Origin of the sequence: Pseudochrobactrum saccharolyticum (assembly GCF_008801715.1) — a bacterium.
Taxonomy (GTDB): Bacteria; Pseudomonadota; Alphaproteobacteria; order Rhizobiales; family Rhizobiaceae; genus Pseudochrobactrum; species Pseudochrobactrum saccharolyticum.
In genome coordinates, this window is the sequence record NZ_VZPG01000003.1 from 244983 (window position 1) to 258514 (window position 13532).

Sequence of the window (13532 nt, forward strand, 5' to 3'; positions counted from 1 at the left end):
TACTCTAGGGAGGAGAGTTCTATGTTGAAATCGATTGCAGCCACCATGCTGATGTCAGCGGCTATGATTATCACTGCTTCTGCGCAAAATGGCGGAAAAGTAACTGTCGTCACGTCATTCTCAAAAGACGTGACGGATCCGTTTAAAGCCGGTTTTGAAGCCAATAATCCGGGCTTCACGCTTGATGTTCAAAACAAGAGCACCAGCTCCGGCGTAAAATATGTTGATGAAACAAAATCCAACAATCAGGTTGATCTGTTCTGGGCTTCCGCACCGGATGCTTTTGAAGTGCTCAAAGGCCGTAATCTGCTGAGCAAATTTACCCCGTCCGTCACAGGTCTGCCGGATAAGGTCGGTTCCTATCCGGTGAATGATCCGGATTCTTATTATTTCGGTTTTGCGGCCTCGGGTTATGGCATTATGTCCAATGACCGCTATCTGGAAGCAAACAATCTGACGAAACCTGTTGAATGGTCTGATCTGGCCAAGCCGGAATATTATGACCATGTTGCTATTGCAGCTCCGTCACGTTCCGGAACCACGCATCTGACCATTGAAACCATTTTGCAGGGCGAAGGTTGGGATCAGGGCTGGACAACGCTCAAGAATATTGGCGGCAATCTCCAGCAGGTGACAGAACGCTCTTACGGCGTTCCCGATGCGGTTAATTCCGGCCAGACAGGGATTGGCATTGTCATTGACTTCTTTGCCTTCTCGGCACAGGCAAGCGGCTTTCCGGTCAGCTTCTCTTATCCTTCAGTAACAACTGTTGTACCTGCCAATATTGGTGTTGTAGCCAATGCGCCTAATCAGGCGGGCGCGGAAGCCTTTGTTAATTACTTGCTTTCAGAAAAAGGGCAGGCCGTCTTGCTTGAACCGGCAATCCGCCGTCTTCCGATCAATCCGGCCAGTTATGCAAATGCACCGGAAGGATTCCCAAATCCGTTCAAGGATGCCCGTTTTCAGACCATGCTTGTCTTTGACTCTGAAACTTCCAAGAACCGTACCGATGCTGTTGATGCATTATATGATCAGCTGATTTCGTTTCAGCTTGATAATCTGAAAGCGGCTACTCGCGCCATTCATGCAGCAGAAAAAGCGCTTGCTGCCAATGAACAGGCACCGGCACGCGCACTCGTGAATGAAGCCCGTGCACTGGTTGCCGCTATGCCGGTCAGTGCTGATGAGGCCGTGAGCCAGCAGCTTCGCGATGCTTTTTCCGGTGGCAAAGAAAAGACAGCCCGTCAGGCCGAGCTTGAACAGCAATGGGCTGCTTTTGCCAAGGAAAAATATTCAGCCGCAAAAGCAAAGGCTGAAGAGGCACTTGCGCTCGTCAACTAAAGTCTGAGCTTATCACGGTCAGGCTATCCGGTTTGACCGTGTGATGCTCCGGCGCATGACAGACCGCCTGCGTAAGCAGGCGGCTCCATCCGATTATCCGCTTTCGTTTGCTCTGGCGCCCTGTGGCTTGCCGGAACAGCCGACTTCATACCGGAGACTGCCGCAATGGCTTTCACATTATCCATTCCAAGAAAACGCATCTCGGCCAGCCCCGGCCAGATCGTAACAGCGCTGATTATTGCCCTGTTTCTTGCCGTTTTCCTGCTCATTCCCACCGGAACGGTTATCTATACGGCGTTTACGGAAAAGGGCACCGGCGCACTTACAGCCATCAACTTTATTGATTTTTTTAACACCGAGCTGTTCCGTCGCTCATTCTTCAACTCGGTCTATGTTGCAGGCATGTCGGTCGTCTGGGCGACGGTCATTGCATTGCCGCTGGCCGTTCTGACCACCCGCTTTGATTTTCGCGGGTCAATGATTATCCAGACCCTCGGCTTTATTCCGCTCATCATGCCGCCCTTTGTCGGCGCGGTGGCGATGCAGTTGCTGTTTGGTCGCAATGGTACGGTCAATCTCCTGCTGAATGACTGGTTCGGCTTCCGTATTCCCTTCATGGAGGGGCTGAACGGCGTTATTTTTGTGCAGTCGCTGCATTATTTCCCATTCATTCTCATCAATCTTTCTGCAAGCCTGCGTAATATCGACCGCTCGATGGAAGAAGCCGCGCAAAATCTTGGCTCGTCGGGTTTCCGCCTGTTCCGGCGTATTGTTTTTCCGCTGGCAATGCCGGGATATCTTGCCGGTGCCTCGCTTGTTTTTGTCAAAGTTTTTGATGATCTGGCGACACCGTTGCTCCTCAATGTTAAGGACATGCTGGCGCCGCAGGCTTATCTGCGCGTGACTTCGGTCGGTCTGACTGATCCGATGGGTTATGTGATCGCGGTTATTCTGATTGTTGTGTCTATTTTTGCCATGTGGCTGTCCGCAGTTGCCATGCGCGGCAAAGATTATTCCACGGTACAACGCGGCGGCGGCGGGCTGACAAAGCGCAAGCTCACCAAACGCGAAAGCCTTGTTGCCTATGCCACGGTCGGTTTTATTCTGCTGCTGGTTCTCTCACCGCATATCGGATTGCTGTTACTGTCTTTTGCTACGGTCTGGTCATACAGCCCGCTGCCGGACGGTTATACAGTGGCGCATTACACCCGCGTGTTCGGTGAAAGCTCGCTCTATATTAAAAACACGCTGATCTATGTCAGCCTTGCCGGTTTGATTGATGTCATCGTGGGCAGTGCCATTGCCTATCTCGTATTGCGCACAAAACTGATCGGGCGTCGCTGGCTGGATTGGGCAGCAACCTCGGCACTTGCCATTCCCGGTGTTGTGCTTGGTATTGGTTACCTGCGCACCTTCTACAATATCCCGCTGCCGGACGGCACACCGCTGGCAACGCTTTGGGTTATGCTGGTGCTGGCACTTGCTATCCGCCGCCTGCCTTATGCGCTGCGCGCTTGCTATGCCGCACTTCAGCAGGTGTCCATCTCGCTTGAAGAAGCCGCTGAAAATCTCGGGGCAACAAAGCAGAGAACAATCCGCCGTATTGTATTGCCATTGATGACAGGCGGTCTGCTTGCCGGATTTGTCACCAGTTTTGCAACGGCGGCGGTCGAGCTTTCTGCAACGCTGATGCTCATTCAAAGCAATTCTGACGCGCCGATTGCCTATGGGCTTTATGTCTTCATGCAATCACCTGCCGGACGCGGGCCAGGTGCCGCACTCGGGGTTATTGCAGTGATACTGGTCGGGCTCTGCACGTTTTTATCACATTACGTTATTGAACGCCGGCAAAAGACGCTTGGGGCGGCCAAGTAAGATTGGGGAGAAAAAATATGACTTTAGACATAAACAGTGCCGCCTTGCCAACAACACCGGCAAAAGCAATCAGTATCCGCGATGTGAACCTGTCTTATGGTGCGGTTCATGTGCTGAAGGATATTTGTCTGGATATTAAACCCGGCGAATTCTTCGCCTTTTTGGGGCCGTCCGGTTGCGGGAAAACAACATTGTTGCGCCTGATCGCCGGATTTAACGTTGCCCAACAGGGCAAGGTGGAAATTGGCGGTGCGGACGTGCTCGACATGCCGCCGTGGAAACGTGACGTTGGCATGGTGTTCCAGTCTTATGCGCTATGGCCGCATATGACCGTTGCTCGCAATGTTGCCTTTGGTCTGGAAGAGCGCAAACTGCCGCGCAAAGAAGTTGATAAGCGGGTGAAGGCAGCACTGGAACTGGTGGGGCTGACCCATCTTGCGGATCGTCGTCCTGCCCAGCTTTCCGGTGGACAGCAGCAACGTGTGGCGCTCGCCCGCACAATTGCCATCGAGCCTAAAGTTCTGCTTCTCGATGAACCGCTGTCAAATCTGGATGCGAAAATGCGTGTCGAGGTTCGCCGTGAATTGCGCGATTTGCAGCAACGTCTGAAACTGACGACCATTTTTGTGACCCACGATCAGGAAGAAGCCAATACGGTTTGTGATCGTATCGCAGTCTTCAATGAGGGGCGTATCCAGCAGGTCGGAACGCCGATGAGCTTGTATGAAAAGCCAGCTAATCTGTTTGTCGCCAGCTTTCTCGGAACTGCCAATATTCTCGACGGTCATGTCGAGGATACACCGGACGGTCGCGTTTTTGTGGTGGAAGGGGCGGGGTCTATTCCTGTCCCAGAGGGTACGAAGGTTGCGCAAGGGGCTAAGCTGGTATTCCGCCCGCAATATGCAACCATCGGTCATACAGAAGAGGGTGCGGTTGCGCTTGAAGGCACCATCGCGCATCGTGAATTCCTCGGTGCAATCATCCGCTATGGTGTTCAGATTGGCACTGCGACGGTGCTGATTGATGTGCCGTTTTATACCGGTGACACATTGCTGGAACCGGGAACTGCAACAGTGCTTGGTTTGCAGCCTTCTGCAGCACTCTGGCTGACAGAGTGATAGTGACATCCGCCGGTTGATAACCGGCGGATGCTCCTCTGAACACGACCATAACCGATTACCCCAGCTATTAATTGAGTATATTATGCAGGAACTGCCTGATCTCATTGTTATCCGCCATGGTGAAACCCAGTGGAATGTTGCCGGACGATTGCAGGGGCGGAAAGATACGCCTTTAACCAATAATGGTGTGCGGCAGGCAAAGGCTGTCGGTGTGCGTTTGGCCGATACAATCGCCTCTCATCAAGGCTTGAAATTCTGGAGCAGCCCGCTGCCCCGTGCTTTGCAAACTGCATCCATCCTTGCCGGTATCTGGACTGTCCCTTTTGAGAAATTCACGCAGGCTCCGCTTCTTATGGAGCGGTCATTCGGTGTGTGGGAGGGACAAACATCCGATGAAATCAAACGGGATTTGTCTGATCAATATCGGGCACAGCAAACCGATCCGTGGAATTATACGATGCCGGAGGGGGAAAGCCGCAATGATCTGAAGCAACGGATACAGACATGGCTGGCAACGCTGGAAAAGCAAACAACACATGTTGTGGTAACACATAGCGGATGCCTGCGGGCGCTGCGCGGTATTTATACAAAAGCATCTTCTGAAGTGATGCTTGCCTATAGTGAGCCGCAGACGGCATCATTTTTGCTCTCTTCCGGCCGTGAAACCATGCTGGAAATTCCGGCTGGTATTCTACGGGCTATGGGTTGCGAGGGCGCGGGAACCACAGTGCGCCTTTGATTGATTGCCATCATGTTCTGATGACATTGCAGTGCAGGATTAATCCGACAAATGAAACAATATAAAAAAGTTAAGATACTCGCGACACTCGGACCGGCTTCTTCCGAAGAGCATATTATCCGGCAGTTGCACGCGGCAGGTGCCGATCTGTTCCGGATCAATATGAGTCATGCCAGCCATGACATGATGCGCCAATTAATCCGGCATATTCGCGCTGTTGAATTACAAAGTGGCCGTCCTATCGGCATTCTTGCTGATTTACAGGGGCCAAAACTGCGTATTGGCAGATTTGCACAAGGCACCGTGGAACTGAGAGTCGGGCAGAGTTTTACGTTGGACAACAGGGATGAGCCGGGTGACAACAGTCGTGTTTTTCTTCCGCATCCGGAGATATTTGCAGCGGTGAAGGCGGGGGACCGCCTGCTGATCGATGATGGAAAACTGCATCTGCGCGTGGAAAAAGCTGACAATGAGAGCATGACCACCACTGTTGTGGCCGGTACAAAAATCTCTGACCGCAAGGGTGTCAGCCTGCCGGATACATTATTGACCGTGGGTGTTTTGACCGACAAGGATCGGGCAGATCTTGATGCGCTACTTGCAACCGGCGAAATTGACTGGGTTGCTTTGTCTTTCGTGCAAAGGCCGGAAGACTTGATTGAAGTGCGTAAGATTGCCGGTGATCGCGTAGGACTGATGTCCAAGATCGAGAAGCCTCAGGCTCTGGATCATATTGACGAGATTATCAGGCTTTCGGATGCACTGATGGTGGCTCGCGGAGATTTGGGCGTGGAAATGCCGCTTGAATCTGTTCCCGGATTGCAAAAACAACTGACACGGGCGTGCAGACGTGCAGGCAAGCCGGTGGTAATTGCCACGCAAATGCTGGAATCTATGATTAGCGCTCCGGTGCCAACGCGTGCAGAAGTTTCGGATGTCGCAACTGCGGTTTTCGAAGGCGCAGACGCCATCATGCTTTCTGCTGAATCCGCTTCAGGTGATTATCCGGTTGAGGCTGTGGCAACAATGACGTCCATCGCCCGCAATGTGGAGCTTGATCCGCTCTATGCGGGCATTATCAACAAGCAGGGCGCTGCCCCTGAGGCAACCGGTGCTGATGCAATTTCTCTGGCGGCACACCAGATCGCAGTCACGCTAGGGCTTGCTGCCATTGTTTGTTACACCTCGTCGGGTACGACAGGTCTGCGTGCCGCGCGGGAGCGCCCTCCGGTGCCGATTATTGCGCTTTCGCCTGTTGTGCAAACCGCGCGACGGCTGTCTCTGGTCTGGGGTCTTTATTGTGTCACCACGGATGACACCACAGATATAGATGAAACTGTGAAACGTGCCTGTGCCATTGTGGAAGCGGAAGGGTTCGGCGGGCAGGGAGATAGTATTATCATTTCTGCAGGCGTGCCTTTTGGCATACCGGGCAGCACGAATATGCTGCGTATTGCTGAATTATAGTAGGTATTTTATATTCTCTAACATAAAGAAAGCATTTGCCATCAACAGCACGTATTGATTTCTTGTGTAGTTTGACAGGGGCTCTTGTCAAAGTTTTTCAAGAATGGTAACGTTCCCACAATGATCGATCTAAGAGACCGGTCGCTTGGGAGGAGTGTCAGCTTGAATAAGGATACAGGGCGTCGTGCGACGATCGTCGATGTTGCGAAAAAAGCTGGCTTGTCCAAGAGCACAGTAGCCCGTGTTCTGGCTGGTTCCTCCAATATATCGCAGGATGCTGCCGAGCGCGTACAGGCCGCAGTGCTGGCAACCGGTTATGAGCGCAATCATCTGGCAGTTGGTATGCGCTCAGGACGTAGCGGACTGCTGGGGCTTGTTATTCCGGATATTACCAATCCGTTTTGGGCGGAAGTGGCGCGCGGTGCGCAGGATCAGGCTGCGAGGCAAGGTGTTTCGCTACTGGTATTTTCTTCAGACTGGGATGCGGATAAGGAAGCGGCACATCTTCGCGCCTTATGTCAGGCACGCGTAGATGGCGCGATCATCAATCCTGTCGCTGATAATCTTGCTGATCTCGACCGTTTCGGCATGCCTTTTGTGCTGATCGGGTCAAGTGCCGAGCGCTTTCCCGATACGAGCAGTGTCGGGTCAGATATCGTGCAGGGTGTTCGTCTCGGGCTGGATGTGCTGCTCGCGCAGGGGCATGTGCAGCCGGCATTAATCCTCGGGCCTAAATCCCGATTGGCGCGTGCGCGTTTTCTGCGCGCGGTACATGAGCATTGCATTGAACGGGATGTTGACCCCTCAATACTCATGACGGAAGACAGTGACTATACCGTTGAAGGTGGCCGTTCTGCTATGAAACGGCTGTTGCAAGCGCATCAGAATGGTCAGCATCTGGCAGTTTTTTGTGCGAATGATCTGATGGCGCTTGGTGGTATTCTGGCAATCCGTGATGCAGGACTTTCCTGTCCGCAGGATGTGTCAATTCTCGGTTTTGACGGTATTCCTTCCGGTGCTTTTTCCTGGCCCGGATTGACGACAATTGAAAAAGACGGTCGCCGTATCGGCTCCACGGCAGTCACTGCTTTATATGCAGAAATTGCCGGACGAGCAGAACATGAGCGCATTTATGTGCCGTGCCGTCTTTTGGAGCGCGGCTCACTCGCTGATTTGTCAGAGATGGCAACTGCGCGGCTGGTTGCAAAGGGGTAATTCAGACAATGAGTCATAGTTCTGCATCATCAGTGAGCGCTCAAATTGGGAACGTTCCCAAAATGAAGCGCTTTAAAAGCAGCATCCGCCAGTGGTGGCCTTATTATCTGATGATGGCACCAGCCCTGATTTTCTTTTTTATTTTCCACTATATGCCGGTGTGGGAAGCTAAAATTGCTTTTGAACAATTGCGCATCATTCCGCCGAATATCTGGGGGGGGCTGAAGCATTTTGAACTGTTGTTCTCGTCCACGATTTTCTGGCAGGTGCTGGCCAATACGCTGATCATTTCAGCGATGAAAATCGTCTTTGTGTTTCCCGTGCCGATCATTGTGGCATTGTTGCTCAATGAGGTACGCGGCACGGGTACCCGTAAATTCATTCAGTCGGCAATTTATCTGCCGCACTTCCTGTCATGGGTAGTAATTGCAGGTATTTTCATTGCTGTTTTGTCGCCGAGCACCGGTGCCGTGAATGAAATTACCGGCTTTTTCGGTTTTCAGCCGGTTTCTTTTATGACTGAGACGGGGACAATCCGCTGGGTTCTGGTGTTTTCTGAAATCTGGCGCTCGGCCGGCTGGGACAGCCTGCTTTATCTTGCAGCGATTATGTCAATTGATCAGGAGCTCTATCAGGCTGCGGAGATTGACGGTGCTAACCGCTGGCAGAAAATTTTCTACGTCACCATTCCGGGTATCGTTCCGACGATTGCTACATTGTTCATTCTGAATGCCGGTATGTTCCTGAATGCTGACCTCAATCAGGTGATCAACTTCACCAATGATATTGTGCGCAGTCAGATCGATATTCTCGATACTTATGTTTATCGCATCGGTTTGCAAACCGGACAATATTCGCTCGCCACGGCAGCTGGGCTTTTTAAAGCAGGGCTCGGCATGATCCTGATTATGAGCGCGCATTTCATCTCGAAAAAGCTGACAGGCAAGGGGATCTGGTGATGGCAGCAGGTAAAATCCGTCGCTCTCCGCTGGAGCGGGCAGAATATGCAATCATTCTCTCTACCTTGCTGCTGCTTGTGGTGGTGATGGTTCAGCCGCTGCTTAATCTGCTGGCTGTTTCCCTGTCATCTCCTTCCGAAGTCGCGAGAATGAGCGGCCTCACAATCATTCCGGAAGGCTTTTCGCTAGAGGTCTGGAAACTGCTGATCACCAATCCGGCAGTGCAGCAGGGGCTGATCAATTCGGTCTTTATCACGCTGACCAGTACTGCACTCGGTGTGTGTTTTACAGCGCTGATGGCATGGGGCTTGTCGCGTCCGGGCTTGCCGGGGCGCCGTATTCTTCTGGTCTTCGTGCTGGTGACGATTGTTTTTGATCCGGGCATTATACCGGATTACTTCCTCAATAAACGTCTGGGTCTGATCGACAGCTACTGGTCAGTTATTCTCTTCAAACTGGTCAATGCCTGGTATCTGATTATTCTGATCCGCTTCTTTGAAGAAGTGCCGAATGAAATTCTGGAAGCCGCAGAACTCGACGGTGCCAATGTTTTTCAGACATTTTGGTATGTTGTGCTGCCGGTATCAAAATCGGCATTGGCGACGATTGCACTGTTCTATTTCGTTTTCCATTGGAACGATTTCTTCCGCCCGATGATCTACCTCAATGACCAGTCCAAATGGCCGCTGCAGGTTGTGCTGCGTCAGTTTGTGGTCGAGGGCGACAAGATTGCCATGGTCGGGCTGGAAAATTCCGTCAATTACACAGGCGCAAGCCAGATCAATATCAGGGCGCTGAGCGCAGGCATGATCCTGCTCACGATTGTACCGATCCTGGCGATCTATCCGTTAATCCTGAAGTTTTTCACTAAAGGCACGATGAGCGGCGCGCTCAAGGGCTGATTATTCCGGCACATATAAAGGGGAAGGACATATGCTGAAAAATAATCTTATTCTGTCTGTCAGTGTGGTTGCGCTGCTGTCTGCTGCAGCATTGCCGGCACTGGCCGAGCCGGTCATTATACGCGTAGTGGCGAAGGATCTGCTCAACACCAATCCGGATGACGTGAAACTCATTGAGAAATATGAAGCGGCGCTGAAGGCAAAAGGGACAGATCTGAAGATTGAGATCGTCAATCTTCCGGCTTCCGGCTATGCTGATAAGCTCGGCGCGATGATGTTGTCCGGCGACATTCCCGATCTGATTTATTTTCAGGGCGGTGACACGGTAATGGCCGAGCAGGGCGTTCTTGAAAACTGGAACGACTGGCTGCCGAAAACAACTTATCTGAAAGAGGCGCTTTACCCGCACAATACCGCTCGTCTGCAGAATTATCCGTATCTGCTTTATGCATTCCCGCCGCGGATTTCGCAGCCGGTTATGCGTGAGGACTGGTTGAGCAAAACCGGACTGGCTGCACCGAAAACGGTTGATGACTATGTTGCTTTGTTCAAGGCGATTAAGAGCGGCAATTTTGGTGGTGCAGGCAGTGACAAATCCTATGCGCTGACCGTGCCGGGCAGCATGGATGAAGCCGATACGATTTTTAATCAGGCATTCGGCGTCAGCTCATCCTGGCTGAAAGACAAAGAGGGCAACTGGATTGCCTCACAGATTTCTGAGCAGGAAAAAGCCAAACTGACTTTCTATGCATCGCTGCGTGAGCAGGGACTGCTGGACCCGGAATATATCACCACCAAATGGGATACCAAGGAAGACAAGTTCTATTCCGGACGCGTTGGTATGGTGTTCTCGGCTTCGGCTGAGAATGTGGATGTTTATCGCGGTAAGATGAAACAGGCGAACCCTGATGCTAATCCGGAACTGGTTCTGCTGGCACCGCCTGCGGGTACCGGTGGCGAAGGTCTGGCCGCAGTTGATGTTTCCAAGGAAACACGTGGTTTCGCAATTTCAGCTCTTTCCAAGCACAAAGAAGAAGTTGTTAAATTTCTTGATTTTGTGGCCAGCCCTGAAGGTCAGGCATTGGAGCGCCTTGGTTTCGAAGGTGAGCAATATACCCGCGACGGCGAGACCATCAAGCCAACAGACAAAATGGCAACCTGGTATGTGCGCTTTATTGCGGCCGCAAACTGGAAACTACCGGAAGGTGTGAGAAGCCCTGCTGCCGCGCAGTTTCTGACCAATATCACCCAAAGCTACAAGCCTGATAATGCATTTATCTGGCCGAATGAATATGCGCCTGATCTGGATGCGGCGCAGAATGTCTACAAGGCATGGGCTTATAAATTTATCTCCGGACAAGCGGGTTTCGATCAGTGGGACCAGTTTGTTTCTGAGTGGAAGACTGCCGGCGGTGACCGGCTGACTGAATATGCGAGGACTGTATTAAAATGATGGACACATTTGCTCCTTTGTCTCTGCAAGGACGAATTCGGGCAGTTCTTTATGGCGTCGCTTATGGTGACGCCATCGGGGCACCGGTTGAAAAACTTTCAGCCGAGCAAATTCGCCAGCGTTACGGCCGTGTTACCAATCTGAATACAGAATGGCATCGCATGTCGGAGAGCGGCATAGCCCGTAACTGGCGTGTTCGGGGCAGTGGTATCGTGACTGATGATACGCTGATGACCCTGTGTCTGATGAATATTTATAATGACGTACGCCGTCATATTGATGCCTGGGATATGGCGGACGGTATGGTGCGTGAAATTGCATGGACACCGCGCTGGGTTCCTGAATTGCAGCGTGAGGCCATGCTGATTGAGCGCCTGTTCTATCCGGAAAAATGGATTTTTCAGCGTCATCAGCTGTCCAATTGCGATCCGCGTGAAGGTGGTATCGGCAATATGGTGAATTGCGGTGCGGCGATGTATATTGCGCCGGTTGGCGTGATGAATGCCTGCAATCCGAAAGCGGCCTATGATGAGGCAATTGCTTTCGCATCCGGCCATCAGCAGAGCTATGGTCTGGAAGCCGCAGGTGTGTTGGCGGCAGCGATTGCTGCGGCTTTTATTCCGCACATTACCATTGATGAAGTGGTCAATGAGGCCGTTGCATTAGCAAAAGACGGTACAAAACAGGCTATTCTTGAAATTGTAGCCGCTGCAAAGAGCCTCAAAGGGCAGGACGCGGATAAAGTCACCGAAGTTTTTCAGACGATTATCGGAAAATATTCACCGATGGGTGATGATGTCACGCATTCTGTGAAGAAAACCGGTGTGGCCAGTGAAGCCTATCGTCCGTCCCGCCTCAATGCGATTGAGGAACTGCCGCTGGCCTTAGGTTTTGCAGTGGTCAATGACGGTGACTTCTACAAGACCATTCATGACGGCATTAACTCCGGACGCGACACGGATTCCATCGGCGTCATGGCCGGTGCCATTCTCGGCGCTATGCATGGTGCGTCTGTCATTGACGATACGGATGCGGCGTTGCTGGATTCAGCCAATAAGCTTGAGCTGAACAAGGCGGCGGATGCTTTCTATCAAACCGTAATAGAAATACAAAAAGCAGACAGGCAGTCCGAACAGCGCAGAGCATCGATGTGGGATCATCTCACAAGCAATGCCGCTCACGCTGCTGCCTGACGCTATTTTACGATCAATAACATATACCGGAGCCATAAATGTCTGAAATCGAACTGAGAAATGTAGGTAAGAGCTATGGAAAAACCTCTGTGCTTGCAGACATTTCGCTCGATATGGGTGATGGGGAATTTGTGGTTCTGGTTGGTCCGTCCGGCTGCGGAAAATCAACGCTTTTGCGCATGATTGCCGGACTGGAAGATATTACCTCCGGTGAAATCCGCATCGGGGGTAAGGTCGTTAATGATATGCGCGCGAAAGAGCGTGACATTGCGATGGTTTTTCAGAGTTATGCGCTTTATCCGCACATGAAAGTTGCGGAAAATATGAGCTTTTCTCTGAAGTTGAGTGGTACACCGAAAGAAGAAATCCGCAAACGTGTGCAGGAAGTGGCAGAAATACTCGGCCTTGAGAAATTGCTGGACCGTTTCCCGCGCGAGCTCTCCGGCGGTCAGCGTCAGCGTGTGGCGATGGGACGTGCTATTGTACGTGCGCCAAGAGCGTTTCTGTTTGATGAGCCGTTGTCCAATCTTGATGCCAAATTGCGTGTGAAAATGCGCAGCGAGATTAAAAAACTGCATCAGCGCCTTGGTAAAACAACTGTCTATGTCACCCATGACCAGACTGAAGCGATGACTATGGCTGATAAAATCGTCGTGCTGAATGGCGGGAAGATCGAACAATATGGGCCGCCGCTGGAACTATATAATAATCCGGCCAATATATTTGTGGCGGGTTTTATTGGCTCTCCGGAAATCAACTTGCTGAAAACAGAGGCGAGGGGTGATCATGCTGTCACGGAGGACGGTATTGTTTTGCCGCTTGTCTCTCCGTTAAAATCACAAACCAGCATGATGTATGGCATCCGTCCGCAGCATATTGAGATTGCTGATAAAGGTATTGAGGGACTGGTGACATTGGTTGAGCCAACCGGCGATAGTCAGGAACTGGTGGTTAAAGTCGGTGAGCAGGACATCCATGTGATTGCCAAAGGCGACCGGCAGTTTACGACGGGTATGACAGTCAGGCTGGCTCTTGATGCTGCAAAAGTTCTGCTTTTTGACAGCGTATCCGGTGAACGTCTGCGTTATTAAATCCCGATGGAAGGCAATCTGTTTCCGAGTAATGCGAAGTCTTATTTGAAGTAGGGCACCTGTGTAGAGCGGCTAACGAAGTGCCATGCTCTGCACCATTCGTTCAGCTAAAAAATCGACCACTGCCCGTTCAGATGGCAATTGTCCGCGGCGATGGAACGGTGATTTAAACACAG

Annotated in this window: 11 protein-coding genes; all 11 read left to right on the forward strand. The window is 51.6% G+C overall.

Features of this window, described 5'->3' with window-relative positions:
• Nucleotides 1-21 precede the first annotated feature (21 nt).
• Complete coding sequence (locus F7P81_RS11275) at nt 22-1341, forward strand: ABC transporter substrate-binding protein (protein ID WP_151159577.1); 1320 nt, start codon at nt 22-24, stop codon at nt 1339-1341.
• 165 nt (nt 1342-1506) lie between these two features.
• A complete protein-coding gene (locus F7P81_RS11280; RefSeq protein ID WP_151159578.1) occupies nt 1507-3216 on the forward strand; it encodes an ABC transporter permease in 1710 nt (569 codons plus the stop codon).
• 17 nt (nt 3217-3233) lie between these two features.
• Nucleotides 3234-4334 (forward strand): ABC transporter ATP-binding protein, encoded by a 1101-nt coding sequence (locus F7P81_RS11285; protein ID WP_151159579.1) that lies wholly within the window; start codon nt 3234-3236, stop codon nt 4332-4334.
• Nucleotides 4335-4419: 85 nt separating this feature from the next.
• On the forward strand, nt 4420-5076 hold the full coding sequence (locus F7P81_RS11290) for a histidine phosphatase family protein (RefSeq protein ID WP_210307626.1): 657 nt from the start codon (nt 4420-4422) through the stop codon (nt 5074-5076).
• A gap of 51 nt (nt 5077-5127) precedes the next feature.
• Nucleotides 5128-6543, forward strand: coding sequence for a pyruvate kinase (pyk, locus tag F7P81_RS11295; protein ID WP_151159580.1), 1416 nt, complete (start codon nt 5128-5130; stop codon nt 6541-6543).
• A 162-nt stretch (nt 6544-6705) separates the two neighbouring features.
• Entirely contained in the window at nt 6706-7758 is a 1053-nt protein-coding gene (locus F7P81_RS11300) for a LacI family DNA-binding transcriptional regulator (RefSeq protein ID WP_246176105.1), read from the forward strand.
• Between the two features lie 62 nt (nt 7759-7820).
• Nucleotides 7821-8717 carry an ABC transporter permease gene (locus tag F7P81_RS11305; RefSeq protein WP_170265259.1) on the forward strand — a complete coding sequence of 299 codons (897 nt, stop codon included), beginning with the start codon at nt 7821-7823 and terminating at the stop codon, nt 8715-8717.
• Nucleotides 8717-9619 (forward strand): carbohydrate ABC transporter permease, encoded by a 903-nt coding sequence (locus F7P81_RS11310; RefSeq protein WP_151159583.1) that lies wholly within the window; start codon nt 8717-8719, stop codon nt 9617-9619. The genes F7P81_RS11305 and F7P81_RS11310 overlap by 1 nt, the downstream gene beginning before the upstream one ends.
• 31 nt (nt 9620-9650) lie before the next feature.
• Nucleotides 9651-11072: an extracellular solute-binding protein gene (locus tag F7P81_RS11315; RefSeq protein ID WP_151159584.1), complete on the forward strand. Its 1422-nt coding sequence runs from the start codon at nt 9651-9653 to the stop codon at nt 11070-11072.
• Nucleotides 11069-12265, forward strand: a complete 1197-nt coding sequence (locus F7P81_RS11320) for an ADP-ribosylglycohydrolase family protein (protein ID WP_183956642.1) — start codon at nt 11069-11071, stop codon at nt 12263-12265. The genes F7P81_RS11315 and F7P81_RS11320 overlap by 4 nt, the downstream gene beginning before the upstream one ends.
• A 38-nt stretch (nt 12266-12303) precedes the next feature.
• Nucleotides 12304-13356 (forward strand): ABC transporter ATP-binding protein, encoded by a 1053-nt coding sequence (locus F7P81_RS11325; RefSeq protein WP_151159585.1) that lies wholly within the window; start codon nt 12304-12306, stop codon nt 13354-13356.
• The last annotated feature ends 176 nt before the right edge of the window (nt 13357-13532 follow it).